We start from the raw sequence: 24,823 nt of genomic DNA, 5'->3' as shown, positions 1-24,823 counted from the left end.
GTTTCAGTCGGAACCCATCCGACTGGTAGCCTGCTACCGTCCGAGGGGCTATGGCGCAGTTGGTAGCGCGACTCGTTCGCATCGAGTAGGTCAGGGGTTCGATTCCCCTTAGCTCCACAGTAAGAAAACCTTCCCCGATCTGGGATCGGAGAGGGTTTTTTGGCTCTTCGGATTGCAGCGGGGTCCGGTGTTGGCTCTGAGGTATCTAGCGGGACTCCGATATGGCCCTGTCGCATCGGGCCCGCGAACTCGGCTACGCCGAACAGAGCGTGCTGAACCGGTCCTGTCGGCGCTGGTTCGGCGCGACACCGGCGGTGCTGCGGGCACGGTGGCGCGCCGACCCGGGTTGCCGGGAACACCCCGACGATGTCCCCTACGGTCAATAGGTTGTCCTCTGAAGTGAATGCGCGATGCGTCAGCCGCGGGCATACTCCGACCACGTACGGACAGGTCGACTCCGGCCCGGGCACGCCCGCCGGTCGGGAAGAGCTCTCGACTCGGCTGGCGCAAGCCACCCGTTACCGTGACCAGTGAGCGCTCCGGCCAGCGAAAGGCCGACCAGTGAAAGGGCATCGACGGTGACAGAGCGAGACAGGGCCCAGGCGATGGACAACGTCGTGGTGGTGCTGTTCGAGAACCGATCGCTGGACAATATGCTCGGGCATCTGTACGGCCCTGACGACGGCAAACAGTTCGACGGGGTGATCGGCAAGAACCTGAGCAACCCCATCCCGGAATGGGCCGAGCACGGCGCGAACCGCAAGCAGGTGCCCTACACGGTTGCCACCGACATGGACGCCCCCAACCCGGACTCCGGCGAGGAGTACTTCCACACCAACACCCAGCTGTTCAATGTGCTCGACGAAGTCAATCGGTTCCAGAACGCCGAAGACATCACCGAACCGTGGAACAACCCCCCGCCGGGAGCCACCCCGACGATGGACGGGTTCGTCACCGACTACATCAGCTTTTTCACCGCCGAGATGGGCCGTCAGCCGACCTACGACGAATACGCGCAGATCATGACCGGGTACACGCCCGAGCAACTGCCCGTCCTCAACGGGATCGCACGCGACTTCGGCGTTTTCGACCACTGGTTCTCCGAGGTGCCGTCGCAGACCTTCATGAACCGCTCCTTCTGGACGGCGGGCACATCCTCGGGGCTCGTCGTCAACAGCCCGGTGCGCAAGTGGTTCACCGACAACGACGCGGAGACGATCTTCGAGCGGCTTGAGCAACACGGCAAGACGTGGAAGATCTACGTGGCGGAGCCGATGCGCGTGTCATTCCACGGTGTCATCCACTACCCGCGCCTGAAGGACAAACTCGCCACGCAGGTGGTGCCGTTCTCGGAATTCGAGCGGGATGCCGCGGCCGGAACGTTGCCCAACCTCGCGCTGATCGAGCCGAACATGATCTCCGGTCACGGGGACTACCACCCGGCCTTCGGCCGAGCGCTCGGCGCCGGCGTCGACGTGACCTGCCTCGACCCGCCGTCGGCGCTGCTCGCCGGCGAGGCCTTTCTGGAGCGGATATTCAAGGCCTATCGCACCAGTACCTCGCCGACGGGTACCAACGTCTGGAACACCGCGCTGCTGATCGGCTGGGACGAGCCGGGCGGCACCTACGACCATGTGCCGCCGGGACCTGTTCCGCCGCCCGACCCGGATGCCCCGGTGGGGGAAATGGGCTTCGCGTTCGACCGTTCCGGCTACCGCGTTCCGGCCATCCTGGTCTCGCCCTGGGTCGCCCAAGGCTCGGTGTTCAACGACGAATATCGCCACACCTCGCTCATCGCGACGTTGCGGAAAGTCTGGGGTCTCGGCGCCGCCTTCACCCAACGCGATCGCCACGCGCGCGCCTTTGATGACTGCTTCACCATGGACACCCCCCGCGACCCGGCGACCTGGGCCCCCATCGAAGCAAGGCCCGAACCCGCGTATCAGCTCGATGACGCAGTCCTGGCCCAAGGGCTGAGCGGGCTGGGCCGGAGTCTGGGGCTGGGGTTCATCGCGTACGCCCGCGACCACGGTCTGCCTCTGCCCCCGCAGTTGGCGGACTCGGCCGCGGAACCCACGTCCGCCGACCTGCTCGGCGTCTTCCGCATGGCGGCGTGGCACCTGTTCCCGCGACTTCGCCCACCCACCGAATCCTAGGTAGCTCGGGCCGCCGGCTATGTCGTCGGGACCGCCTGGCCGACGGGTGGACGGCTGTGGGAGGCCGCGATCTATCCGGTCCTGGGCACCTTGCTCTACGCCACCTTCCTGCAGGTCCCGTTCACCAGGCTGATCGCCGCGTTCCGCGACGTCCGGTTTCTCACTGCGGTGCTGGCGATCAACTTCGTCGTGGTGCCGGTCGTCGTTGCGGCGCTGACCCTGCCGCTGACGCTGTCCCGGGCGGTGTTGCTGGGTGTGCTGCTCACCCTGCTCACCCCGTGCATCGACTACGCCATCGTGTTCTGCGGTCTGGCAGGCGGCGATCATCGCCGCCCGCCTGCTGGCCGCCGCGCCCGTGCTGATGCTGACCCAGATGGTCGCGCTGCCCCTACTGCTGTGGCTGTTCGTCGGGCCCGAACTCGCCGACATCGTCGACCTCGGCCCGTTCCTGGAGGCATTCGGGGTCCTCATCGTGGTGCCGCTGCTGCTGGCCTGGGGCACCCAGACGCTCGCGGCTCGGCACCGCAGCGGGCGGCTCGGTCGGCGCCGGGCCTCTTCCTCGCGGAACTACGCCGCTCGTCGAACCCGGCGGTCGGCGTCCGCGGCGATGAGCGCCGCCATGGTGCCGTTGATGACGGCGACGCTGTTCGTCGTGGTCGCCGGCCAGTTCGTCTACGTCCGGCTCATCCCGCGGCTGCTGCCCGCGCCGTCCTGAACCTGCCGCCGGGCCACAAAACCTGACGGAACTTGCCAGGTGTCATACATTTGTCCCGATGGGGCGTGCGGGCCGGTCGCCCGGGCAGGGAGAGGATCGATGCGCAATTCTCGCAGGATCGCCGGACGATCAGCATGGTCGGCGCTGGCCGCGTCGGTGACCGTCGCAACGTTGGCCGCGTCGCTGGCCGGCTGCGGCACGGACACCGAACCGCAGGCGACACCGTCGTACGCCCTCAACGGCGTCTACCGGCTCGTCGGCGACGGCGCCAAACAGACCCTCGGGGGAGAGCCCGACCCGGGGCCGTCGATGCAGCGGCAGTTCGCCCTGCGCAGCCACTGCGACGGGGATACCTGCGTCACCATCGGCATGCGCCTGGATGACAAGGATGCGAGTAAACCTTTCGAAGACGGGGACGGAAAGCCCGACGAGCCGATGGTCGCCGACTATCGCGACGGCCGCTGGTTTCAGGCCGAACAGGCCGAATGGACCTGCGGTGACGGAAGCGTCGGGCGCCAGACCGTCTACTGGTCGCTGACCCCGCAATCCGACGGCAGCCTGACCGGCACCCGCACCGACATCCGGGTCGCCAGCCCGCAGTGCGTGAGCGTGCAGCAGCTGCCGATCACCATCACCCGGACCGGCGACATCGACCCGGCGATCTCGCTCGGCGATCCTGCGTCGGTGCCGCCCTGGCGGGCATCGCCCCCGGCGCGGCTCTCCGGCAAGTACACGAGGACCGCTGTCCAGGTCCAGGCCGGAAGTGAAATCGACCGCACCGCAGTGGAGTTCACCAGCTTCTGCGTCCGTAACACCAACAACTGCGTGGCGCTGAAGTCGTTCACCGAGCCCGACGGCCCGCGCCTGGTTCCGCTGGAATTCGACAACGGCCGCTGGACCGTGCAGTTCGACGCGATGGACACCGAGTGCCCGGAGTCCAAGCAACAGGCGCAGGTGATCTCCCACGAGCAGTACGCCCTGCCCACCGACGCCTCCAACCCGATCCAGAACACGACCGGGTCGGAGGTCGCCGTGGTCACCGGCGCCTGCACCGGTGTGCTGCGCGACTTCAACCTGGCTCTGCAGCGGTCGGAAGGTTAGGCGATGAGGATGACACGGGTCGGCGCCGCGATTTCGGCGCTGCTGCTGACCGCGTCGGCGCTCTCCGGCTGCGGATCGAACAACACGGGCGGTTCCGATCCCGGCTCGGCGGTGTCGCGGGTGGGCAAGATGGACGGCACCTTCGTGATGGAACTCGACAAGATGCGGTCAGCGGAGTCTGGCAAGGAAGTACCCGGTAGCACCGCCGTTTCGGTGACCATGGTCGTCCGCTCGTCGTGCCCGGACGGTTGTATCGCGGGGGCGGCGGTGGTCAATCCGGTGCCGAACCTGGTGCCGCAGAGCTTCCTGCTCGACTTCGTCGACGGCGCCTGGCAGGGCGTGGAGCGACGGCCGGCGACCTGCGGTGACCAGGCCACCGAGGAATTCAAGATCCTCACCCTGACACCGAGTCACGACGGCGGCTACACCGGGCTGTTCCGCTCGCTGACGGCGTCGAACAACGGTTGCAACTTTGAACGACCGGTAACGGTCAAACGGATCGGCAACGCCGACCCCGCGGTGCTGGTGCCCGATCCGTCGATCCTGCCGGATCGGGTGGTCAACCGGGCGGCGGGCCTGCGCGGCAACTACCGCTTCCAGCTGAAAGACAAGAAGGGCGCCCCCAACGATTCCGCGATGGAACGGAAGGTGCAGACCTACTGCGTGCGCACCGCCGAGCGATGCATGTCCCTGATCACCGGGGATGATCGGGAGCTGGTCTGGACGTTGACCAACGGCGTCTGGAGCTTCACCACGACGACCCAGAGTACGTGTGCAGACGGCCGCAAGGCCGAGCGGAAGGACACCGCGACATTCCCGCTGCCGAACCCGGCGGCAAACCCGATCGCGACGCTGACCGGTTCCGGGTCGTACGCAACCGCCGAACCGTGCCCGGCCACCACCGATTTCGATGTGACGGCCGAACGCATCGGAGACTGATGGCCGGGCCGGGGTCCCGGTAGCCTTGCGCGCGTCGGAAGGAACCCGCCGGTGAGCGAATCGGAGAACGGTCGCGCCGAGGCCCTAGCCCGGCTCGACGTCTTCGCCGACTGCACGGCAAGCGATTTGGTGCCCCTGGCTCGGTTGTTGCGCCCGCTGCGCGCCGCGGCCGGCGAGGTGCTGATGGTGCAGGGGGAACCCGCCGACGAGTTCCTGATCATCGCCGAGGGCAGCGTCGCGATCACCCGGGAACCGCGCGACGAGTCCGATCCGCCGCTGATCGCCGACGCCGGGCGCATCCTGGGAGAGCTGGCCCTGCTTCGGCATTCGCCGCGGTCGGCGACGGTCACCGCGATCACCGCGCTGGCCGGCTGGAGCGGCGACGACGCCGCGTTCGACCTGCTGATCGAGCTGCCCGGGGTGCTGGAGCGGTTGGAGCGCACCGCCCGGCAACGCCTGGCCGCGTTCATCACCCCGGTGCCGGTGCGGCTGAGCGACGGCCGGGAGTTGCTGCTGCGACCGGTGCTGCCGGGTGACCGGGCCCGCACCGAGCACAGCCATATCACCTTCTCCAGCGACACGTTCTACCGCCGCTTCCAGACTGTGCGTCAGCCCGGTCAGAAGTTGATGCGCTACCTGTTCGTCGTCGACTACGTCGACCATTTCGTCTGGGTGGTGGTCACCCCCGACGGCGACCTGGTTGCCGATGCCCGGTTCGTGCGGGACGAGGACGACCGTACGCGCGCCGAGATCGCTTTCCTGGTCGGCGACGACTACCAGGGCCAGGGCATCGGGACCTTCCTGATGGGCGCGCTGGCGATCGCCGCCCGGGTGGCCGGGGTGACCCGGTTCCACGCCCGGGTGCTGACCGACAATCTGCCCATGCGGGCCATTCTGGATCGCGCCGGCGCCCAGTGGAAGCGTGACGATCTGCACATGGTGACCACTGAAATCGCTGTGCCGCAAGAGGTGCCGATCGACGACGACACGGCCCGGGGCATCGAGGCGATGGCCGTGCGGGTCCTGCGCGAGCTGTGAGGAGATGTCGATGCGACCGACGCTGAACAAGGACACCGTGCTGTGCATCTCGCTGGCCGCCCGGCCCAGCAACATCGGCACCCGGTTCCACAACTACCTCTACGACCGGCTCGGCCTGGACTTCCTGTACAAGGCGTGCACCACCACGGATCTGCCCGCCGCGATCGGTGGCGTCCGCGCGTTGAACATCCGCGGTTGCTCGGTGTCGATGCCGTTCAAGCAGGATGCGCTGTCACTGGTCGACCGGATCGAACCGTCGGCGGCGGCGATCGGCGCCGTCAACACCATCGTCAACGACGGCGGCGAACTCACCGCGGCCAACACCGATTACCTGGCGATCGAGGCGCTGATCGCCGAGTACGGCCTGGACCCGGACCGGTCGGTGCTGATCCGCGGCAGCGGGGGGATGGCGGCGGCGGTTGCGACGGCGTTCCGGGACAGCGGTTTTCACCACGGCGTGCTGGTGGCCCGCAACACCGTCGCCGGCCCGGAGCTGGCTGAGCGCCTCGGCTACCACTGGCGCCACCACCCCGGCGGCGCGTCGGGGTCGATCATCGTCAACGTCACCCCCATCGGGATGGCCGGTGGCCCCGAGGAATCCGAGTCGGCGTTCGGCCCGGGGACGATTGCTGCGGCCGACACGGTGTTCGACGTCGTGGCACTGGCGGCCGGCCCGGCGGGGGAGACGCCGCTGATCGCCGCCGCACGGGCGGCCGGCAAACAGGTGATCACCGGAACCGAGGTGATCGCCCGACAGGCCGCCGAGCAGTTCGAGCGCTACACCGGCGTGCGGCCGAGCCCGGAGCTGATCGCCGAGGCCTCGGCGTACTCACGCCAGACCTGAACCGCTCAGGCGGTGATGGTGGCCTTCTTGTCGATCTCACTGGTGGCCAGCATCATCGCGGCGGCGTCCTCCTGGTTGCCGCTGGCCCGCAGCCGCAGCACATAGGCGCCACCGTCGGTCGGGATGACGACGGTCTTCTGTGCGATCAGTTGCTGATCCGGCTGGTAGAGGCCACCGATCTGGCTGGTGACGAAGCCGGCCAGGGTGTCGGTCTGCGGGCTCTGCGGCCCGTGGAAGTCTGGCAGCGCGATGATCTCGGCGTTGCTGGCCGCGAAGATCGCGTCCCGGTCGATCTTTCCGCCGAGCTTGGTCATCAGCATGACGATCCGGCCCGGGATCTTCGGGTCGGTCGGCTTCTGCAGGACCAGCGCGCCGAACGGTGCGTCCGGCTCGTCGTAGACCAGCTTCCAGCCCTGGGGCACCGGCAGGTCGACCTTCGGCCCGGGATCGCCGTGCCGCAACTCGGTCAGCGTCAGGTTGTTGGCCTTGGCGTACGCCGCCAGCGACCCCGCGCTCGGAGCGGTGACGGCGGGACTCGTCGTCACCGGCGTCGAGGTCTGTACCGGGGCGGTCGAGGCCGGCGAGGTCGTCGACGAGGAGGGGGACTCGGTGTCGGGATGCTTGTCGCATGCCACCGATGCCGCCAGCACCGCGACCGCGGTGAATCCGGTAGCGGCGATTCTGCTCAAGGTAAGCATGGGTTCCCTTTCAGAGCTCGATGACGTCCAAGTGCGTGACCGGCGCATCGTCCTTCTCGGCTCCGGCCAGTACCAGGGCCACCAGTACGTCGATCGTGGTAATGGTGAGTCCGGCGAAGTACATCCAGCGCAACTCCGGCTCCGGCTGCGCGGCGAAGTAGACGATCAGGAAGATCGGCCCGACGATCCCGAAGGTCAGCGTCATCGCCTGGAATATCAGGTACTTCTTGAACGTCGCCATCGGTCGTCCTCCACTGTGAGGACAATACGCGAGGCAACCCGCCGATGACCGTAGCGCGTGGTAGCAAGAGTGCATGCGGATCGTCGTGATCGGTGTGCTGATGATGGCGCTGGTGGGGTGTGGTTCACCGGGCCCGGCCCCGGATGCTCCCACGTCGTCGACCGCCACCGTCGCACCGACCGGGATCGACCCGGTGCGCATCAAACGGATCCGCGCCGAGCTGCCCGAGGGCTTCGAGGTCGCCGACGTGGCGCCCGACGCCAATCTGGCCGGGCTGGCCGGCTACGGGCGCGATTGGGTGGCCGACCCGCCCGCATGCGCTGGGCTGCTCGGTCCCCGGGAAACGGCCGAGACCCGGGGACTGTCGGCCTCGGGCACCGGGGGCACGGTGTACGTCACCGTCATGCCCGTTTCCGGCGACCCCGTGGAAGCTGAACCCACCGACGGCGGGCCTCCTGCTCGCGGAACTGCACCGCTCGCGGAACCCGCCGGTGACTGCAGCGCCTGGACCATGAGCTACCAGCACTCCACCGCCCGGGTGCAGCCCGCAGAGGCACCGCAGATCGACGGCGCGACGACGGCGGGTCTGCGGGCCGACAGCGTGACCGCGGTGGAATCCGCCGCCCGCACCGAATCCACCATCCGCTGGCTCACCGCCGAGCACGATGACCAACTGGTCGCGGTCACGGTCATCACCACGCCGGGAAACGAGGAGGGTCCGCTGACCGACGACTACGCCGCGGGCCTGTTGGTCAAGGCCGTGGCGGTGTTGCACCGGTAGATTGGCCCGCGATGCGAACTTACGCGGTTGTGCTGCTGGGTGCGGGGCTGTTGGCCGGCTGCACCACGTCGTCGGACACCCACGCCGACATTTCCAAGATCGCCGGCGTCAAGGCCTCGTTCGGGCCGGAATACAAGGTCAACGTGGTGCCGGTCACCGGCATCGACCCCGCCCGGATCGGCTCCGGGCAGAAACTGCCCGACGGGATGGTGTTCGACCCGCCGGCCTGCGCCAAACTCAGCGAGAACCCGTCGGCCCCGGCGGACCTGAACGGGAACATGTCCTCGGTGATCGCCGAGGGCGGCGGGGTGCGCTACATCGTCATCGCCACCGAGACGTCGCAACCGCTGCCGTCCAACGATCCCGGGCCGGACTGCCAGAAGGTCAACTTCGCCGGCAACGGCGTGCGGGGGACCGTCCAGGTCGTCGACGCCCCGCAGATCGACAACGCCACCACCCTCGGCAAGCACGTGGTCATGCAGATCACCAACAACGGGAAGCCACAGACCGGCGAAACCTACACCTACACCGCCGATTTCGGTGACTACCGGGTGCTGGTGACGGCCAATCCGACGGTGGTGCCGGACAAGCCGACGGTTCCGGTGGACACCGAGCGGGCCAAGGGATTGCTGACCGCCGGGGTCGCCGCGATCACCGGCTGAGCCTCACCGCACGCCGCGGGGGCGGAACTGGATGCTGATCCGCGGCCCGACCGCCCGGCTGGTCTTGGGGATCGCGTGCTCCCAGGTCCGCTGGCAGCTGCCGCCCATCACCAGCAGGTCCCCGTGGCCGTGCCGGATCCGCAGCGATGAGCCGCCGCCGCGCGGCCGCAACGCGAAGGTCCGGCCGGCGCCCAGGCCGACGATGGCGACCATGGTGTCGGCGGTGCGGCCACGGCCGATGGTGTCGCCGTGCCAGGCCACGCTGTCGTCACCGTCACGGTACAGGCACAGGCCGGCGGTGGTGAACGGCTCGCCGAGTTCGCCGGCGTAGGCGTCGTTGAGACGACGGCGCAGCCCCTTGAGCACCGGGTGCGGCGCCTCGGAGGTGGTCAGATCGACGAAGCTGCACAGCCGGGGCACGTCGAGGGTCCGCTCGTACATCCGGCGGCGCTCGGCCCGCCAGTCGACGGCGGCCAGCAACTCGTCGAACAGCGCGGCCGGGGCGTCGAACCAGCCGGGGCGCACGTCGATCCACGCGCCGCCGGCCAGCGGGCGGCGGTGTTCGGAGTCGAACAATGCTCCCTGCACGGCAACGGACACCCCGCCAATGTATCGCACAATAGTTCGAATGTCTGTCAACGGAGGGGACGCGGCGCGCACACGGCCGGTGCGGCGATACGGTGGCAGCTGTGACGGCAGAAAACGGTGTCCCGGGCGCCGATTCCGAGGTGGGTCGGCTGCGGGCGGTCATGCTGCACCGGCCGGGCGCCGAACTGCTGCGGTTGACCCCGCGCAACAACGACCGGCTGCTGTTCGACGGGCTGCCGTGGGTGTCGCGCGCGCAGGAGGAACACGATGCGTTCGCCGACCTGCTGCGCAGTCGCGGTGTGGAGGTGTTGCTGCTCGGAGACCTGTTGACCGAGGCGATGTCCAGCGGTGCCGCCCGGATGCACGGCATCTCCGCGGCCGTCGACGCCCGACGGCTGGGATTGCCGTTGGCGCAGGAACTTTCGGCGTACCTGCGGACCCTGGACGCCACTGAACTGGCCGACGTACTGATGGCCGGGATGACGTTCACCGAACTGCCGATCGACCACAGTCAGTCGCTGGTGGTCCGCATGCACCACGGCGGGGACTTCGTCATCGACCCGCTGCCGAATCTGCTGTTCACCCGGGACTCGTCGTTCTGGATCGGCGCGCGGGTGGCGATCACCTCGCTGGCGATGCCCGCCCGGATGCGCGAAACCTCGCTGACCGACCTGATCTACGCGCACCACCCGCGGTTCCTCGGCGTCCGCCGGGCCTACGAGTCCCGCTCGGCGCCGGTCGAGGGCGGCGACGTGCTGCTGCTCGGCCCGGGCGTGGTCGCCGTCGGTGTCGGTGAACGGACCACGCCCGCGGGCGCGGAAGCCTTGGCGCGCAGCCTGTTCGACGACAACCTGGCGCACACCGTGCTGGCCGTGCCGATCGCCCAGGAACGAGCCCAGATGCACCTGGACACCGTGTGCACCATGGTCGATGTCGACGCCGTGGTGATGTACCCGAACATCGTCGACACGCTGGCGGCCTACACCATCGTGCGGACCGGGGACGGCCTGCGCATCGGGCAGGCCCGCCCGTTCGTCGAGGCCGCCGCCGAGGCGATGGGCATCGAGAAGCTGCGGGTGATCGACACCGGGCTGGACGCGGTCACCGCCGAGCGGGAGCAGTGGGATGACGGCAACAACACCCTCGCACTGGCACCGGGCGTCGTCGTCGGCTACGAGCGCAACAGCCAGACCAACGCGCGGCTGGCCGACGCCGGGATCGAGGTACTGCCCATCGAGGCCTCGGAGCTGGGCACCGGCCGCGGCGGCCCGCGCTGCATGTCCTGCCCGATCTCCCGCGACCCGGTCTGATCACCGCGGGCCGGTGCGCCGACGGATCAGTTGCAGCCGTTGGCGCTCACGAACCGCCCGTTGTAACCGACGCACCCGCGGACGTTCGGCGCGGGCGGGGGCGGCGGCGGCTGATCCTCGGGCAGCGGGGCGTAGGCCGACGGTGCCGGCGCGTAGGGGGCGACCGCGTCGGCGATGTTGGCGCAGCCACCGACCGTGATTCGGCGCCCCGCGCTGGCACACACGTCGGCGTTGGCCGTACCCGCCGGCATCAGCACCACCCCGGGCAGCGCGGCGAAGGACACCATGGCGAGCAGCGCAGCCACCCGGGCCCGGCGGGTCGACGAGTTCGACATCGTCATTCCCCACTCTGCTCGATGCCGGTGTATCCGCAGCGGGCGCGGAAGTCGGTCAGGGGCTGGCGGATCCCCCGCAACTCGGCGTGCTCCTGCGGGTGGGCATCGAAGAATTCGCGGACGGCGGTGGGCATCTCCTCGCTGGAGCGACCGTGCAGCCCGGTGTAGAAATCATTGACCTCGGGGTGGGTGAACAGATACGCCGAGGTGGACGCGGCGACGCCGGAGGCGATGCCGGCGAAATCGGCGGCCGTGCAGTTCGGTGGGCGTTCTGGTTCGCCGGCGGGATCTGCGCCCGCCGCCGCGGTGCCGAACAGCCCGGCCGCGCCCAGTACCAGGGCGCCGACGATCGCCGGGCGGATGGGGGTTTTCTTCATGAGGCTGACTCCTCGGGTCCGGGCCGCGGCGACGGTTGGCGTGATGTCGACGATGGTAGCGGCGTCACTGCCAGGACGGCAGCCAGATCTCCATGTCCCGTGGTGTGCTGGGCTTTCGGTGACCAGCGGGGTTACTGCCAGGACGGCAGCCAGATCTCCATGTCCCAGGTGTGCTGAGAGATGGGCACCCCGGTCAGTACCGGGAACAACCAGACGAAGTTGGTGAACACCGCCGCGACGTACACGCAGACCACGATCAGACCCAGGGTCCGGCGCTCGCGGGTCATCCCGGGTGGTCGGTAGAGGATGTCGCCGCAGATCAACGCGATCCCGAGCACCAGGAACGGCGCCATCGGGGCGGCGTAGAAGAAGTACATCTGCCGGTCGATGTCGGCGAACCAGGGCAGCCAGCCCGCGCAGTAGCCGGTCAGCACCGCGGCGTAGCGCCAGTCCCGGCGCACGAACGTCCGCCAGGCCGTATAGGCCAGCACCGGGACCGCCAGGAACCACAGGGCCGGGGTGCCCGCCAGCATCTCCACCCGCACGCACGACGCCGAGCCGCAGCCGGCCACGTCCTGGCGGTCGATGGCGTAGAGCACCGGGCGCAACGACATCGGCCAGGTCCACGGCTTGGACTCCCACGGGTGGTGGTTGCCCGCGGAGTTGGTCAGCCCGGCGTGGAAGCTGTAGGCCTTGTACGTGTAGTACCAGAGCGAGCGGATCGCGTCCGGTGGCTGCCACCACTGCCGTTCGCCGATGGTCTGGCCCACCTGGTAGCGGTTGATCGCGGTCTCGGAGGCGAACCACGGGGCGTAGGACGCCAGGTAGACCGCGAACGGGATCACCAGCATCACCCAGGACAGCGGGCCGAGGTCACGCACCAGGGTGCCCAGCCACGGGCGCGGCACCCGGTACTGGCGACGGGCGGCGACGTCGAAAGCCAGCGTCATCACCGAGAAGAACGCGATGAAATACAGCCCCGACCACTTCGTCGCGAACGCACACCCGAGCAGCACCCCGGCGCCGAAGCGCCACCACCGCACGCCCAGTCGCGGGCCCCACGGGGTGTCGGCGATGCGGCCCTCCAGCAGCGCGATGTGCAGCCGCTCCCGGACCTGGTCCCGGTCCACCAGCAGCGCACCGAACGCAGCGACGACGAAGACCGTCAGGTACCCGTCGAGCAGGGCGGTGCGCGCGGTGACGAAGCTGACGCCGTCGCAGATCAGCAGGATGCCGGCGATCGCACCGACCATCGTCGAACGGCTCAGCCGTCGCGCGATCCGGGCCACCAGCACCACCAGCACCACACCGAGCACGGCGCCGGTGAACCGCCAGCCCAGCGAGTTGTAGCCGAACAGTGCCTCGCCGATGGCGATGAGCTGCTTGCCCAGCGGCGGGTGCACCACCAGCCCGAACCCGGGGTTGTCCTCGACGCCGGAGTTGTGCAGCAGCTGCCAGGCCTGCGGAGCGTAGTGCTTCTCGTCGAAGACCGGCGTGCCGGCATCGGTCGGGGAGCGCAGCATCAGGAACCGCGAGATGGCCGCCAGCGCGCCGATCACCAGCGCCATCAGCGCGCCCTGCATCCGATCCACCGGGCCGAAGTCGGCAAGGGGGACCAGGGGCGCCGGGCTGATCATGGGTACGTTGCGCTCCGTCGGCTCGGTGCGCTCCGAAAGCTGCGGGCTGGCGGCGGTCATCGCCAACGATCGTAAGCTGTCGGCCATGACCGGCGGCCGACTGATCCTGGGCGCCACCCCGTTGGGTCGGCCCGAAGACGCCTCCGCGCGGCTGTGTGAGCTGCTGGGCAGCGCCGACGTCGTCGCCGCCGAGGACACCCGCCGGCTGCGGACGCTGGCGGCCGCCCTGGGTGTGACCGTCACCGGCCGGGTGATCAGCCTGTTCGACGCCAACGAGGCCGCCCGGGTGCCCGCGCTGCTGGCCGAGATCTCCGCCGGGGCGACGGTGCTGACGGTCAGCGACGCCGGGATGCCGCTGATCAGCGACCCGGGATACCGGCTGGTGGCGGCGGCCGTCGAGGCCGGGATGCCGGTCACCTGCCTGCCCGGCCCGTCCGCGGTGACGACGGCGCTGGCCGTCTCCGGTCTGCCCGCCGACCGGTTCTGCTTCGAGGGGTTCGCCCCGCGGCGCGACGGGGCCCGGCGCAGCTGGTTGGCACAGCTGGCCGCCGAGCCGCGCACGGTGGTGTTCTTCGAGTCCCCGCGCCGGCTGCCCGAGCTGCTGGCCGTCGCGGCCGAGGTGCTCGGGCCGGATCGCCGGGCGGTGGTGTGCCGGGAGCTGACCAAGACCCACGAGGAGGTGGTCCGCGGCACCCTGGCCGAGCTGGTCGACTGGGCCGCCGACGGGGTGCTCGGCGAGATCACCGTCGTGCTCGCCGGTGCTACCCCGGCCGCCGACCCCGACGCGCTGGTGGCCGAGGTGAACGCGCTGGTCGACGACGGCATGCGGGTCAAGGACGCCTGCGCGCAGGTGGTCGCGGCCCACCCCGGTGCGCCGTCGCGCCGCGCGCTCTACCAGGCGGTACTACAGTCGCGGGAGTAGGTCAGGGGGCCTGTCGATGTCGATGCCGGGGCTGGTGCTGGTGCACGGCGGGGGGTTTTCCGCGGACTGCTGGGATCCCACGATCGACGCAATCCGTCAGGCGGCGCCCGAACTCGGCGTTCTCGCGGTGAATCTGCCCGGGCGGGCCGGCCGCCCTGCGCCACCGCCGGGGTCGGTGATCGACGGCTGGGTCGACGCGGTGTGCATCGACATCGACACGGCGGGGCTTGACCGCGTGGTGGTCGTCGGCCATTCGATGGCGGGTCTGACCGTGCCCCGGGTGGTTTCGCGACTCGGCGGGTCGCGAGTACCGGAGACGATCCTGGCCGGCGCCTTCGTCCCGCCGGCCGGCTGCACCCTGGCCGACACCTTGACCGGTCCGTTCCGGTTCATCGCCCGTCGCTACGCCAGGACGGGCCGCAGCCGCGACGTCCCGGTTGCGCTGGCCCGTTTCGGCTTCACCAACGGAATGACCGCAGCGCAGCGAAGTTTCACCCTGGAACGCATGTGCACCGAGCCGCCCAGCGTACTGATCGAGAAAGCGGTGAATCCGGGCGCGCCGGACGGCACGATTAGCACCTGGATTTTGACGCGGCGGGATCGGGCGCTCTCGGTTCGGGCGCAGCAGCGGGGGATCGCCGCGCTCGGTGGCGTCGACGCGGTGATCCCGATCGATACCGGTCACATGTTGATGATCAGCGCGCCCGACCGGCTGGCGCAGATTCTGCTCGACAGCTGCCGTCGCTACACGTGAGCTCAAGCGTGGGTGCGGCCTTGTGTAGGCATTCGTCCCATTCGGCGTCCGGGTCGGAGTCCGCGGTGATGCCGCCGCCGACGCCGAGGACGGCCCGGCCGACGGCGTCGAATTCGACGGTCCGGATCGCCACATTGAGCTCGGTGCCCGCCAGTGGTGAGGCAATACCGACTGTGCCACAATAGATTCCGCGTCGGTGCGGCTCCCAGCCGGTGAGCAGTTCGCGGGCCCGGCGCTTCGGGGTCCCGGTCACCGAGGCCGGCGGGAAGGTGGCTTCCAGCACGTCGCGCATCGGCACCGCCGCCGCCACCTGAGCGGTCACCGTCGAGACCAGATGCCATACACCCGGTGCCGGCTTGATCGCCAGCAGCTCGGTGACGGTCACCGAGCCGGTGCGTGCCACACGGCTCAGGTCGTTGCGGACCAGATCGACGATCATCACGTTCTCGGCGACGTCCTTGACCGAGGCGCGCAGCGCCGCCGGGTCGGCGGCTGCGGCGACGGTGCCCTTGATCGGGCTCGACGTCAACAGTTCACCGCGGCGGCTCAGGAACAGCTCCGGCGACAGCGAGGCCACCGCGCCCCACGGTCCGGCCAGGAACGCCCCGCGGGCCGGGTCGGTCGCGGCGACCGCGTCGGCGAAGAACGCCCACGCCGACCCGGTCAGCCGGCCGGTGAACTGCGTGCAGACGCAGGCCTGATAGACCTCCCCGGCGGCGATGGCCTCCAGACAGGCCAGCACCCCGGCGCGGTGCGCGCGAGGATCGGGGGCGTGCCAGTCGATGTGCCAGTCGCCGTCCGGTTCGTCCGCGGCCAGGGCGCCGGACAGCCAGCCGGGCATGAGTGCGCCGGACAGGCACTCGTACCACCACGTGCCGTCGGCGTCGCGGCGCAGCAGCGAATCGGTCCAGCCGCCGGCCGCCACCGGGATGCGGGGCCCGCGGGCGTCGGCGCCGGGGTCCGGATAGGACAGGTAGCCCAGCCAGCCGCCGCCGACGGCACCCGGCGGGCCGTCGATCGTCGGGCCCGCTTCGAAGACCGCCGCCGGCGCGCATTCGGCGGTCGCCAGGCTGGGGGCGATCAGCGCGCGGGAGCCGAACCAGTCGCCGGTCAGCGCCGCGGGCCCGGGTAGCCCGCGCCGAGCCGTCGCCACGGAGAGCCGACGCAGCACCGCCGGGGCCGGGCCCAGGTCGGCGAGCCGCTCGATGTGCATGCCTTAGCTTTGCTTTCACCGGCCCACCGCGCAAAACCGGGACCCCGTTTCACCCCCATCTCCTCGACCGTGGCGGCTCTTGCCGTCGGGGTTGGTTCAGCCCCACGCTCGGCGCGAGGGCAGTCGCCGGGGCGTCAGCGCCCGATGGGCCGGGGCACCAGGACGCCGCCCAGCTTCTCCGGATTGCGCATCACGTAGAAGTTGGTGATCAGGCCGTCGGTCAGTTCGACGGTGACGACGCCCTCCAGCCGGTCATCGAGGTACAGCACGAACGCGGGCGCGCCGTTGTACATGGCCGGTTCCACCCGCGCGCCCGGCCCACCGAGTCGCACCAGACCGACGACGAGCCGGGCCACCTGCTCGGCACCGCGCACCGGCCGCCGCGCGGCGCTGGCCTTGCCGTCGCTGTCGGCGGTCCACACCACATCGGGAGCCAGCATCGCCATCAGGGTCTGCACATCGCCGGTCGCCGCGGCGGCGAAGAAGCTGGTGACCAGCTCGGCCGACATCGCGGCGTCGACGGGTTCGAACCGCCGCCGACGGGACTGGACGTGGGATCGGGCCCGATGCGCCAGCTGCCGGACCGCGGCCGCGGATTTCCCTATCGCCGAGGCGATTTCGGCGTGCTCGAAGCCGAACACGTCGTGCAGCACGAACACCGCCCGCTCGTCGGGCGAGAGGGTCTCCAACACCACCAGCATCGCCATCGAGACGGATTCGGCGAGCAGGACGTCCTCGGCCGCGTCGGCGGCGGTCTGCTGCCGGTCCACCAGCAGCGGCTCCGGCAGCCACGGCCCGACGTAGTCCTCGCGGCGCCGGCCGGCCGCCCGCAGCGCATTGAGCGCCTGACGGGTGACCAGCTGCGCCAGATAGGACTTGGTGTCGCGGACCTGCGCCAGATCGACCTCGGCCCATCGCAGGTAGCTGTCCTGCAGCACGTCGTCGGCATCGGTGGCCGACCCGAGGATCTCGTAGGCGATGGTGAACAGCAGCGGCCGCAGCAGGGTGAACCGCTCGGCGTGCTGGTCCTCGGCGTCGATCCGCCGTGGGTGATCCGGCCCGGTCATGGTGTCACCAATTGTGCCGCGGTCGCGGCCCGCTGCGCCCGGATCGGCTCGCCTCCGCGGAAATAGAACGCGCTGCCGGGCTTGCGTGCCTCGCGGCGCAGCGCGGTGATTGTGGTGCGGCAGACCAGCTCCTTGATCACCGCCGCGGTGCGCCCGCCGATGTAGGCGCGACGGGGGGAGTCGTCGCGGTGGTGGATCGACACGGTCCCGAAGCGCCGGCCCAGGCTGATGCACTGGCCGGTGAAGGCCTGGTCGACGGGTGCCGGGGCCGTTCCGGCCAGCCGGGCCAGGATGGTGTTGGCGGCCTGGGCGCCCAGCGGAATGGCCGCCTGACAACTCATCCGCAACGGCACCCCCGACGGGTTGACCGCGTCACCGCAGGCGACGATGCGCTCGTCGTCGATGCTGGTCAGCGTTTCGTCGGTGAGCAGCCGGCCGATCCGGTCGGTGGCCAGCCCGGACTCCGCGGCCAGCTGGGGTACCGCGAACCCGGCCGTCCACACCGTGATCGCGGCCGGAATCCGGGATCCGTCGGACAGTGACACCCCGTGCCCGTCGACGCGACGGACCTCGGGCCCCAGGCGCAGAGCGACCCCGAGTTTGCCCAGCCGTCTGCCGACCGCGGCTCTTGCCCCCTCGCCCAGCGAGGGCGCGAGCGTGTCACCGATCAGGGTCACCGGCCGGCCGAGCTCGGCGAGTTCGGCGGCGGTCTCGATGCCGGTGAGCCCGGCTCCGACCACCACGATCGGCGCACCCGCGGGCAGCGCCTGCAGCCGGGCACGCAGCCTGCGGGCCTGCTCGAATTCGGCTACCGAACAGGCGAATTCGTCGACGCCGGGCACCGATTGCGGTGCGGTGAAGGAACTGCCGACGGCGTACACCAGGTAGTCGTAGTCCAGCTCGCCTCCGGAGGCGAGTGACACCCGGGCCGTCTCGGCGTCGATACGTACGGCGGTGTCGACCACCAGCCGGATATCCGGGTGCAGCACCTGCTCGAAGCCTGCCACCGCGTCGTCGCTGCCGGCGGCGAGCTGATGCAGCCGGATCCGTTCGACGAACTCGGGTCGGGGATTGATCAGCGTGACAGTGACGTCGGGATGCGCCTGCAGCCGGTTGGCGGCCAGGACGCCGGCGTACCCGCCGCCGATGACGACGATGGACGTGTGGGCGGTCATATCTGCTCCTCGGTCGGAATTGGTCATGCCCTCAAGACACCGCGGAGCCCCGGGATGTGACAGCCCGTCGGGAATTGTGGCCCGCCTCACCCAAAATTCGTCGACCGTGACGCCTACTCGCCGCCGGGGTTGGCTGCGGCCCACGTTCGACGGCGCGGGCCGGTAGCCAGCACACAAAGAGCCCGCCCCAGGAACGGGGCGGGCTCTGTGCAGCGGTCGTTTACACCAGGCCGAGGGCCGACATGGCGTCGGCGACCCGGATGAACCCGGCGATGTTCGCGCCGAACGCGTAGTTGCCCGGCTGGCCGTACTCCTCGGCGGTGGACAGGCAGCGATCGTGGATCCGGCGCATGATCTCGGCGAGGCGCTCCTCGGTCTCCTCGAACGTCCAGGAGTCCCGCGACGCGTTCTGCTGCATCTCCAGCGCACTGGTGGCCACACCGCCGGCGTTGGCGGCCTTGCCCGGTGCGAACAGGACGCCGGCCTCGTTGAACAGCTTCACCGCCTCGGGGGTGCACGGCATGTTCGCGCCCTCGGCGACGACCTTGCAGCCGGAGCGGATCAGCGCGGCGGCGTGCGCCCCGGTCAGCTCGTTCTGCGTCGCGCACGGCACCGCGATGTCGCAGCCGAGATCCCAGATGCTGTTGTCGGCGATGAACGACGCGCCACCGGCACGCAGTTCGACGTAGTCGCTGATCCGGCCGCGGCGGACCTCCTTGACCTCGCGCAGCACGTCGACGTCGATGCCCTTCTCGTCGAGCACGTGGCCGCTGGAGTCCGAGCACCCGACGACGGTACCGCCGAGCTGGTGGATCTTCTCGATGGCGTAGATCGCGACGTTGCCCGACCCCGACACCAGAACCCGCTTGCCCTCGAAGGATTCACCCTTGGCGCGCAGCATCTCGTCGATGAAGAACACCGTGCCGTAACCGGTGGCCTCGGTGCGTACCTGGGAACCGCCCCAGGTCAGGCCCTTGCCGGTCAGCACGCCGGACTCGTAGCGGTTGGTGATCCGCTTGTACTGGCCGAACAGGAAACCGATTTCGCGGGTGCCCACGCCGATGTCGCCGGCGGGCACGTCGGTGTACTCGCCGAGGTGGCGGTACAGCTCGGTCATGAAGCTCTGACAGAACCGCATGATCTCGCCGTCGGAGCGGCCCTTGGGATCGAAGTCCGAACCGCCCTTGCCGCCGCCGATCGGTAGACCGGTCAGCGAGTTCTTGAAGATCTGTTCGAAGCCGAGGAATTTGACGATGCCCAGATACACCGACGGGTGAAAACGCAGACCGCCCTTGAACGGGCCCAGCGCCGAGTTGAACTCGACCCGGAACCCGCGGTTGATCTGCACGACACCGGCATCGTCGACCCACGGCACCCGGAAGATGATCTGACGCTCGGGCTCGCAGAGCCGGCGGATGACCGCGGTGTCGGCATACTCGGGATGCTTGGCGACGACGGGACCGAGGCTGTCGAGCACCTCGTGCACGGCCTGGTGGAACTCGCGCTCGCCCGCGTTACGCCGGATCACCTCCTCGTAGAGGTTCGCCAGTTTTTCGTGTAATACGTTGCTCATTCTCAACTCCACTTGATGACGCGGGACCGTCCCGCTGCTGGGCCGGCGTCGGCGCCGTTGCCTGAGTCGGCCTGGTATGGGGAAACTTTCTCAGCGGCTGTCGGGTGCATGGCCTCAGTCCACCTGGTATCTCGGGAACACGGCGGCCGGCGGCGGCAGCGCCGTCCCGGGAGCCAAACGCACTGCCAGCGCGCCGAAGTCGCGCCGATCCGCGGGCTGGCTGAGCAGATCGAGCAGCCGGTCGGCGGCCGTCGGCATCACCGGCTGCACCAGCAGCGCGGCGATGCGCACCACCTCCATGGTGGTGTAGAGCACGGTGTTGAAACGCTGTTGGTCGGCCGGGTCGTCGGATCGACGTAGTACCCAGGGCTCCTGCGCGCTGAAGTACCGGTTCGCCGAACCCAGCATCAGCCAGATGGCTTCCAGCGCCAAATGCATTGCCGGGGCGTCGAAGTGGCGTCGCACCCGATCAAGCAGACCGTCAGCCTCGGCCAACAGCGCGAGATCGTCGGCGTCGAATTCCCCCGGCTCGGGCACGATTCCGTCGAGATTCTTGGCCACCATCGACAGGCACCGCTGCGCCAGGTTGCCGAACTCGTTGGCCAGATCCGAGTTGATCCGGCCGATGATCGCATCTTCGGAGTAGGACCCGTCCTGGCCGAACGGCACCTCGCGGAGCAGAAAGTAACGCACCGGATCGACACCGAAGGTGTCCACCAGGGCGTCCGGGCTGACCACATTGCCGATCGACTTGCTCATCTTCTCGCCGGAATTGAGCAGGAATCCGTGCGCGAACACCCTTTTGGGCAGCTCGACGCCGGCCGACATCAAAAACGCCGGCCAGTACACCGCGTGGAAGCGGATGATGTCCTTGCCGATCATGTGCAGCGCAGCCGGCCAGTACCGGCGGAACAGCTCCGAGGAGGTGTCCGGGTAGCCGACACCGGTCAGGTAGTTGGTCAGCGCGTCCACCCACACGTACATCACGTGCGACGGGTCGTCGGGCACTGGCACACCCCAGTCGAACGAACTGCGCGAGATGGAGAAGTCGTTGAGGCCGCCGGAGACGAAGCTGACGATCTCGTTGCGCCGGGCGTCCGGGCCGATGAACTCCGGGTGCTCTCGGTAGTGCGCCAGCAGCCGGTCGGTGTAGGCCGATAGCCGGAAGAAGTAGGTCTGCTCCTCGGTCCAGGTCACCGCGGCCCCGGAGCTGATCGCCACCCGGGTGCCGTCGTCGGCCAGCCGGGTCTCGGATTCGGCGAAGTAGGCCTCGTCGCGCACCGAGTACCAGCCGGCGTAGGAGCCCAGGTAGATGTCCCCGGCGTCGGCCATCTTGCGCCACAGTGCCTGGGAGGCGGCGCGGTGATCGGAGTCCGTGGTGCGGATGAACCGGTCGAAGGAGATGTTCAGCTTGCGCTGCAGCGCCTCGAACACATCCGAGTTGCGCCGGGCCAGCTCGGCGGTCGGGATGCCCTCGGCCTCGGCGGTCTGCGCCATCTTCAGCCCGTGCTCATCGGTGCCGGTGAGATACCGCACGTCGAAGCCGTCGAGCCGGCGGAACCGGGCGATCGCGTCGGTGGCGATGTACTCATAGGCGTGCCCGATATGCGGCGCACCGTTGGGGTAGGTGATCGCCGTCGTCACGTAGAAAGGCTCGGTCATGTCAGGGATCACCTTATGGTGTCGGCTGTGAGCTCCAAACGTCCACCACCGCCGCTGCCGGAACCGCTGGCACCACTGATCGACGCGCACACCCACCTCGACGCCTGCGGCGCGGAGAACGCCGACGACGTCCGCGCCATCTGCGACCGGGCCGCCGCGGTCGGCGTGCAGGCCGTCGTGACCATCGCCGACGACCTGGACTCGGCGCGCTGGGCGGTGACCGCCGCCGGCTGGGACGAGCGGGTGTACGCCGCCGTCGCGTTGCATCCGACCCGCGCCGATGCGCTCGACGACTCCGCGCGCACGGAGCTTCAGCGCCTGGCCGACGACGAGCGGGTGGTGGCCGTCGGCGAGACCGGCATGGATCTGTACTGGCCCGGCAAGCTCGACGGCTGCGCCGACCCGGATGTGCAGCGCGAGGCGTTCGCCTGGCATATCGAGCTGGCCAAACGCATCGGCAAGCCGCTGATGATCCACAATCGCGACGCCGACGACGCGGTTCTGGAGGTTCTGGCGGCCGAGGGGCCCCCGGACAATGTGATCTTCCACTGTTTTTCCTCGGGCCCGGAGATGGCCCGCAGGTGCGTCGAGGCGGGCTGGTACATCAGTTTGTCGGGCAGTGTCAGCTTCCGGAACGCCCGTGATCTGCACGCAGCGGTGCCGCTGATTCCACCGGAGTTATTGCTGGTAGAGACCGATGCGCCGTTTCTCACGCCGCATCCGTACCGGGGGTCCGGCAACGAGCCGTACTGCCTGCCGTACACCGTGCGCGCCCTCGCCCATCTGCTGAATCGTCCGGCGTCCGAGCTCGCCGCGGAATCGTCAGCAAATGCCAGGCGGGTGTATCGTATTGCCTGACCGGTCGGGCGCGATGCACGCAGGAATGTGCCGCTCGACCGCAGGTTCCGGTAATCGGCAGGGGCCGTCGGGTTGCCCCGACGCATGACTGTTCGTTACCGTCCTGTTATCTACGGTGTCCGGTGAACTCCGACGCCACAGACCATTGGGGATACGCGCGTTGAATATCGTCACGAAACTTCATCATTCGAAATCGCCCGCTCTGCGGGGTATCACCGGTGCAGCACTGCTCACCCTGGGCCTGGCCGGCGGCTACGCCGTGGCCGCCCACAAGACGGTCACCCTGACCGTCGACGGCACGTCGACCACCGTCACCACCATGCGCTCCACGGTGGCCGACATCATCAGCGAGAACGGCTTCACCGTCGGTGAGCGCGACGACGTGTACCCCGCCGCCGACGCCACCGTCGGCGACCACGGCACCATCGAGCTGCGCCGCAGCCGGCCGGTGCAGATCTCCCTGGACGGCCACGACGGCGGCCAGCAGTGGACCACCGCGGCCACCGTCGACGGTGCCCTCGCCCAGCTGAAGATGACCGACACCGCGCCGGTCGCCGCCAACCGCGCCGCGCGCGTGCCGCTGGGCGGCATGGCGCTGCCCGTGGTGAGCGCCAAGGACGTCGTCCTCAACGACGGCGGCGTGAGCCGCACCGTGCACCTGGCCGCCCCGAACGTGGCCGGCCTGCTGGTCGCCGCCGGCGTGCCGCTGGAGCAGAACGACCGGGTGACCCCGGCCGTGTCCGCCCCGGTCACCGAGGGCATGCAGATCCAGGTCACCCGGATCCGGATGGAAAAGCGCGTCGAGCGGGCGCCGCTGGTGCCCAACGCGCAGCGCATCGAGGACCCGACGATGAACATGAGCCGCAGCGTGGTCCAGGATCCCGGCACCCCGGGCGTCCAGGACGTCACCTACGCGGTGTCCACCGTCAACGGCGTGGAGACCGGGCGGCTGCCCGTCGCCAACGCCGTCATCACCCCGGCCCGCGATTCTGTGCTGCGCGTCGGCGCCAAGCCCGGTACCGAGGTGCCGCCGGTGACCAACGGCGCCGCCTGGGACGCGCTGGCCAGCTGCGAGTCCGGCGGCAACTGGGCCATCAACACCGGCAACGGCTTCTACGGCGGCGTGCAGTTCGACGCCGGCACCTGGCTGGCCCACGGTGGCGGCAAGTACGCACCGCGCGCCGACCTGGCCACCCGCGAAGAGCAGATCGCCATCGCTTCGAAGACCCAGGCCGTGCAGGGCTGGGGCGCCTGGCCGGTGTGCAGCTCGCGGATCGGCGCGCGCTGACCATTCGGCTTCTGGGCCCCGCCGAGATCAGGGCGCTTGCGGCCGAACTGGGCCTGCGCCCGCGCAAATCCTGGGGACAGAACTTCGTCCATGACGCCAACACCGTGCGCCGCATCGTCGCCGCGGCCGGCGTCGGACCCTGCGACACCGTCATCGAGGTCGGACCGGGTCTGGGCTCGCTGACCCTGGCGCTGCTCGACGCCGGCGCGAACGTGCTGGCTGTGGAGGTCGACCCGGTGCTCGCCGGGCGGCTGCCGCAGACCCTTGCCGAGCGCTCCCCATTACCTGCGCCGCTGACCGTCGTCAACACCGACGTTCTGACCCTGCGCCGCGGTGACCTACCGGCCTCGCCGGAGCCGACGGCGCTGGTCGCCAACCTGCCCTACAACATCGCCGTCCCGGCACTCATGACCGTGCTGGCGGAGTTCCCGACGGTTGCCACGGTGCTGATCATGGTGCAGCTGGAGGTCGCCGACCGCCTGGCGGCCGAGCCCGGCGGCAGGGACTACGGGGTGCCCAGCGTCAAGGCCCGGTTCTACGGCGACGTGCGACGGGCCGGCACCGTGTCGCCGTCGGTGTTCTGGCCGGTGCCCCGGGTCGACTCGGGACTGGTCCGCATCGACCGTTATGACGACCCGCCCTGGCCCACCGACCCGGTGTTCCGGGACCGGCTGTTCCGGCTGATCGACGTCGCATTCGCGCAGCGTCGCAAGACCGTCCGCAACGCGCTGTCGGGTCTTGCCGGTTCCGGGGAGGCCGCCGCGACGCTGCTGCGCGAGGCCGGCATCGACCCGTCGGCGCGCGCCGAGACGCTGTCCGTCGCCGACTTCGCCCGGCTGGCCACGCTGCTGCCCGACGACGCGGTCGGGGATCGAGCCTGACGGCGGTA

Annotated in this window: 25 protein-coding genes, 1 tRNA gene and 1 pseudogene; 16 read left to right on the top strand and 11 right to left on the bottom strand. The window is 69.6% G+C overall.

The features are described from left to right. The first annotated feature begins 44 nt into the window (after nt 1-44). The 8 genes and pseudogenes from G6N16_RS19695 to G6N16_RS19660 all read left to right on the top strand — a co-directional run bounded on the left by G6N16_RS19695 (nt 45) and on the right by G6N16_RS19660 (nt 6,793). A tRNA-Ala gene (locus G6N16_RS19695) sits at nt 45-117 on the top strand. A gap of 92 nt (nt 118-209) precedes the next feature. Beyond that, nucleotides 210-386, top strand: a pseudogene (locus G6N16_RS19690) (hypothetical protein); the annotation flags it as partial. Between the two features lie 192 nt (nt 387-578). Continuing rightward, entirely contained in the window at nt 579-2,156 is a 1,578-nt protein-coding gene (locus G6N16_RS19685; RefSeq protein ID WP_133052876.1) for an alkaline phosphatase family protein, read from the top strand. A gap of 90 nt (nt 2,157-2,246) precedes the next feature. After that, nucleotides 2,247-2,897 (top strand): bile acid:sodium symporter, encoded by a 651-nt coding sequence (locus G6N16_RS19680; protein ID WP_308205357.1) that lies wholly within the window; start codon nt 2,247-2,249, stop codon nt 2,895-2,897. Between the two features lie 73 nt (nt 2,898-2,970). After that, a complete protein-coding gene (locus G6N16_RS19675) occupies nt 2,971-3,972 on the top strand; it encodes an Rv2253/PknI dimerization domain-containing protein (RefSeq protein WP_133052875.1) in 1,002 nt (333 codons plus the stop codon). Between the two features lie 3 nt (nt 3,973-3,975). Then, nucleotides 3,976-4,911 carry a hypothetical protein gene (locus G6N16_RS19670; RefSeq protein WP_133052874.1) on the top strand — a complete coding sequence of 312 codons (936 nt, stop codon included), beginning with the start codon at nt 3,976-3,978 and terminating at the stop codon, nt 4,909-4,911. A 51-nt stretch (nt 4,912-4,962) separates the two neighbouring features. Beyond that, a complete protein-coding gene (locus G6N16_RS19665) occupies nt 4,963-5,949 on the top strand; it encodes an acetyltransferase Pat (protein ID WP_083029394.1) in 987 nt (328 codons plus the stop codon). 10 nt (nt 5,950-5,959) lie between these two features. Further along, complete coding sequence (locus G6N16_RS19660) at nt 5,960-6,793, top strand: shikimate 5-dehydrogenase (protein ID WP_110810728.1); 834 nt, start codon at nt 5,960-5,962, stop codon at nt 6,791-6,793. A 5-nt stretch (nt 6,794-6,798) separates the two neighbouring features. Here the strand turns inward: G6N16_RS19660 and G6N16_RS19655 are convergent, their stop codons facing one another. Continuing rightward, nucleotides 6,799-7,491, bottom strand: a complete 693-nt coding sequence (locus G6N16_RS19655) for an LpqN/LpqT family lipoprotein (protein ID WP_110810720.1) — start codon at nt 7,489-7,491, stop codon at nt 6,799-6,801. A 10-nt stretch (nt 7,492-7,501) separates the two neighbouring features. Beyond that, nucleotides 7,502-7,732 carry a hypothetical protein gene (locus G6N16_RS19650; RefSeq protein ID WP_083029391.1) on the bottom strand — a complete coding sequence of 77 codons (231 nt, stop codon included), beginning with the start codon at nt 7,730-7,732 and terminating at the stop codon, nt 7,502-7,504. A 73-nt stretch (nt 7,733-7,805) separates the two neighbouring features. Here G6N16_RS19650 and G6N16_RS19645 point away from each other — a divergent pair, with 73 nt between their 5' ends. Both G6N16_RS19645 and G6N16_RS19640 read left to right on the top strand, forming a co-directional pair. Then, nucleotides 7,806-8,513: a DUF5642 family protein gene (locus G6N16_RS19645; RefSeq protein WP_083029390.1), complete on the top strand. Its 708-nt coding sequence runs from the start codon at nt 7,806-7,808 to the stop codon at nt 8,511-8,513. A gap of 11 nt (nt 8,514-8,524) precedes the next feature. After that, the gene (locus G6N16_RS19640) at nt 8,525-9,175 is read left to right on the top strand and encodes a DUF5642 family protein (RefSeq protein WP_083029389.1); all 651 of its coding nucleotides are present in this window, start codon (nt 8,525-8,527) and stop codon (nt 9,173-9,175) included. 3 nt (nt 9,176-9,178) lie between these two features. On the opposite strand, the gene G6N16_RS19635 is transcribed toward G6N16_RS19640, so the two are convergent. Continuing rightward, nucleotides 9,179-9,775: an alpha-ketoglutarate-dependent dioxygenase AlkB gene (locus G6N16_RS19635; protein WP_083029388.1), complete on the bottom strand. Its 597-nt coding sequence runs from the start codon at nt 9,773-9,775 to the stop codon at nt 9,179-9,181. Nucleotides 9,776-9,924: 149 nt separating this feature from the next. On the opposite strand from G6N16_RS19635, the gene G6N16_RS19630 reads away from it, so the two are divergent. Beyond that, on the top strand, nt 9,925-11,073 hold the full coding sequence (locus G6N16_RS19630) for an arginine deiminase (RefSeq protein ID WP_234805730.1): 1,149 nt from the start codon (nt 9,925-9,927) through the stop codon (nt 11,071-11,073). Nucleotides 11,074-11,099: 26 nt separating this feature from the next. Here the strand turns inward: G6N16_RS19630 and G6N16_RS19625 are convergent, their stop codons facing one another. The 3 genes from G6N16_RS19625 to G6N16_RS19615 all read right to left on the bottom strand — a co-directional run bounded on the left by G6N16_RS19625 (nt 11,100) and on the right by G6N16_RS19615 (nt 13,482). Then, nucleotides 11,100-11,408 carry a hypothetical protein gene (locus tag G6N16_RS19625; RefSeq protein ID WP_083029386.1) on the bottom strand — a complete coding sequence of 103 codons (309 nt, stop codon included), beginning with the start codon at nt 11,406-11,408 and terminating at the stop codon, nt 11,100-11,102. Between the two features lie 2 nt (nt 11,409-11,410). After that, complete coding sequence (locus G6N16_RS19620) at nt 11,411-11,770, bottom strand: heme-binding protein (RefSeq protein ID WP_179961281.1); 360 nt, start codon at nt 11,768-11,770, stop codon at nt 11,411-11,413. 146 nt (nt 11,771-11,916) lie between these two features. Continuing rightward, nucleotides 11,917-13,482: a dolichyl-phosphate-mannose--protein mannosyltransferase gene (locus tag G6N16_RS19615; protein WP_083029384.1), complete on the bottom strand. Its 1,566-nt coding sequence runs from the start codon at nt 13,480-13,482 to the stop codon at nt 11,917-11,919. A 25-nt stretch (nt 13,483-13,507) separates the two neighbouring features. Here G6N16_RS19615 and rsmI point away from each other — a divergent pair, with 25 nt between their 5' ends. Both rsmI and G6N16_RS19605 read left to right on the top strand, forming a co-directional pair. After that, on the top strand, nt 13,508-14,344 hold the full coding sequence (rsmI, locus tag G6N16_RS19610) for a 16S rRNA (cytidine(1402)-2'-O)-methyltransferase (RefSeq protein ID WP_083029431.1): 837 nt from the start codon (nt 13,508-13,510) through the stop codon (nt 14,342-14,344). Continuing rightward, on the top strand, nt 14,292-15,098 hold the full coding sequence (locus G6N16_RS19605) for an alpha/beta fold hydrolase (RefSeq protein WP_234805725.1): 807 nt from the start codon (nt 14,292-14,294) through the stop codon (nt 15,096-15,098). Before rsmI ends, G6N16_RS19605 begins: the two co-directional genes overlap by 53 nt. Here G6N16_RS19605 and G6N16_RS19600 read toward each other — a convergent pair. The 5 genes from G6N16_RS19600 to metG all read right to left on the bottom strand — a co-directional run bounded on the left by G6N16_RS19600 (nt 15,040) and on the right by metG (nt 21,788). Continuing rightward, on the bottom strand, nt 15,040-16,311 hold the full coding sequence (locus tag G6N16_RS19600) for an aminodeoxychorismate synthase component I (RefSeq protein WP_083029382.1): 1,272 nt from the start codon (nt 16,309-16,311) through the stop codon (nt 15,040-15,042). The two genes, G6N16_RS19605 and G6N16_RS19600, sit on opposite strands and share 59 nt — an antisense overlap. 134 nt (nt 16,312-16,445) lie before the next feature. Next, a complete protein-coding gene (locus G6N16_RS19595) occupies nt 16,446-17,378 on the bottom strand; it encodes an RNA polymerase sigma-70 factor (RefSeq protein ID WP_083029381.1) in 933 nt (310 codons plus the stop codon). Then, the gene (locus G6N16_RS19590) at nt 17,375-18,553 is read right to left on the bottom strand and encodes an NAD(P)/FAD-dependent oxidoreductase (RefSeq protein ID WP_083029380.1); all 1,179 of its coding nucleotides are present in this window, start codon (nt 18,551-18,553) and stop codon (nt 17,375-17,377) included. Before G6N16_RS19590 ends, G6N16_RS19595 begins: the two co-directional genes overlap by 4 nt. Before the next feature lie 220 nt (nt 18,554-18,773). After that, on the bottom strand, nt 18,774-20,126 hold the full coding sequence (gene gdhA, locus G6N16_RS19585) for an NADP-specific glutamate dehydrogenase (protein WP_083029379.1): 1,353 nt from the start codon (nt 20,124-20,126) through the stop codon (nt 18,774-18,776). A gap of 114 nt (nt 20,127-20,240) precedes the next feature. Continuing rightward, nucleotides 20,241-21,788 carry a methionine--tRNA ligase gene (gene metG / locus G6N16_RS19580; RefSeq protein ID WP_234805724.1) on the bottom strand — a complete coding sequence of 516 codons (1,548 nt, stop codon included), beginning with the start codon at nt 21,786-21,788 and terminating at the stop codon, nt 20,241-20,243. 15 nt (nt 21,789-21,803) lie between these two features. On the opposite strand from metG, the gene G6N16_RS19575 reads away from it, so the two are divergent. From G6N16_RS19575 to rsmA, 3 genes are all read left to right on the top strand, one after another. Beyond that, nucleotides 21,804-22,646: a TatD family hydrolase gene (locus tag G6N16_RS19575; protein ID WP_234805723.1), complete on the top strand. Its 843-nt coding sequence runs from the start codon at nt 21,804-21,806 to the stop codon at nt 22,644-22,646. A 160-nt stretch (nt 22,647-22,806) separates the two neighbouring features. Further along, nucleotides 22,807-23,934: a resuscitation-promoting factor gene (locus G6N16_RS19570; protein ID WP_083029376.1), complete on the top strand. Its 1,128-nt coding sequence runs from the start codon at nt 22,807-22,809 to the stop codon at nt 23,932-23,934. Further along, nucleotides 23,898-24,815, top strand: coding sequence for a 16S rRNA (adenine(1518)-N(6)/adenine(1519)-N(6))-dimethyltransferase RsmA (gene rsmA / locus G6N16_RS19565; RefSeq protein ID WP_083029430.1), 918 nt, complete (start codon nt 23,898-23,900; stop codon nt 24,813-24,815). Before G6N16_RS19570 ends, rsmA begins: the two co-directional genes overlap by 37 nt. The last annotated feature ends 8 nt before the right edge of the window (nt 24,816-24,823 follow it).

Source organism: Mycolicibacterium insubricum (assembly GCF_010731615.1).
Classification (GTDB): Bacteria; Actinomycetota; Actinomycetes; order Mycobacteriales; family Mycobacteriaceae; genus Mycobacterium; species Mycobacterium insubricum.
The sequence above is the reverse complement of the archived record's forward strand: the minus strand, read 5'-3'. Positions and strand labels throughout refer to the sequence as shown.

What these genes read in the sequence shown, in the direction of transcription:
- G6N16_RS19670 (WP_133052874.1), top strand. Translation starts at nt 3,976, where the DNA reads ATGAGGATGACACGGGTCGGCGCCGCGATTTCGGCGCTGCTGCTGACC.
- rsmI (WP_083029431.1), top strand. Translation starts at nt 13,508, where the DNA reads ATGACCGGCGGCCGACTGATCCTGGGCGCCACCCCGTTGGGTCGGCCC.
- G6N16_RS19660 (WP_110810728.1), top strand. Translation starts at nt 5,960, where the DNA reads ATGCGACCGACGCTGAACAAGGACACCGTGCTGTGCATCTCGCTGGCC.
- G6N16_RS19630 (WP_234805730.1), top strand. Translation starts at nt 9,925, where the DNA reads ATGCTGCACCGGCCGGGCGCCGAACTGCTGCGGTTGACCCCGCGCAAC.
- G6N16_RS19590 (WP_083029380.1), bottom strand. Translation starts at nt 18,553, where the DNA reads ATGACCGCCCACACGTCCATCGTCGTCATCGGCGGCGGGTACGCCGGC.
- G6N16_RS19615 (WP_083029384.1), bottom strand. Translation starts at nt 13,482, where the DNA reads ATGACCGCCGCCAGCCCGCAGCTTTCGGAGCGCACCGAGCCGACGGAG.
- G6N16_RS19655 (WP_110810720.1), bottom strand. Translation starts at nt 7,491, where the DNA reads ATGCTTACCTTGAGCAGAATCGCCGCTACCGGATTCACCGCGGTCGCG.
- metG (WP_234805724.1), bottom strand. Translation starts at nt 21,788, where the DNA reads ATGACCGAGCCTTTCTACGTGACGACGGCGATCACCTACCCCAACGGT.
- G6N16_RS19645 (WP_083029390.1), top strand. Translation starts at nt 7,806, where the DNA reads ATGCGGATCGTCGTGATCGGTGTGCTGATGATGGCGCTGGTGGGGTGT.
- G6N16_RS19595 (WP_083029381.1), bottom strand. Translation starts at nt 17,378, where the DNA reads ATGACCGGGCCGGATCACCCACGGCGGATCGACGCCGAGGACCAGCAC.
- G6N16_RS19575 (WP_234805723.1), top strand. Translation starts at nt 21,804, where the DNA reads ATGGTGTCGGCTGTGAGCTCCAAACGTCCACCACCGCCGCTGCCGGAA.
- G6N16_RS19650 (WP_083029391.1), bottom strand. Translation starts at nt 7,732, where the DNA reads ATGGCGACGTTCAAGAAGTACCTGATATTCCAGGCGATGACGCTGACC.
- gdhA (WP_083029379.1), bottom strand. Translation starts at nt 20,126, where the DNA reads ATGAGCAACGTATTACACGAAAAACTGGCGAACCTCTACGAGGAGGTG.
- G6N16_RS19600 (WP_083029382.1), bottom strand. Translation starts at nt 16,311, where the DNA reads ATGCACATCGAGCGGCTCGCCGACCTGGGCCCGGCCCCGGCGGTGCTG.
- G6N16_RS19675 (WP_133052875.1), top strand. Translation starts at nt 2,971, where the DNA reads ATGCGCAATTCTCGCAGGATCGCCGGACGATCAGCATGGTCGGCGCTG.
- G6N16_RS19640 (WP_083029389.1), top strand. Translation starts at nt 8,525, where the DNA reads ATGCGAACTTACGCGGTTGTGCTGCTGGGTGCGGGGCTGTTGGCCGGC.
- G6N16_RS19625 (WP_083029386.1), bottom strand. Translation starts at nt 11,408, where the DNA reads ATGTCGAACTCGTCGACCCGCCGGGCCCGGGTGGCTGCGCTGCTCGCC.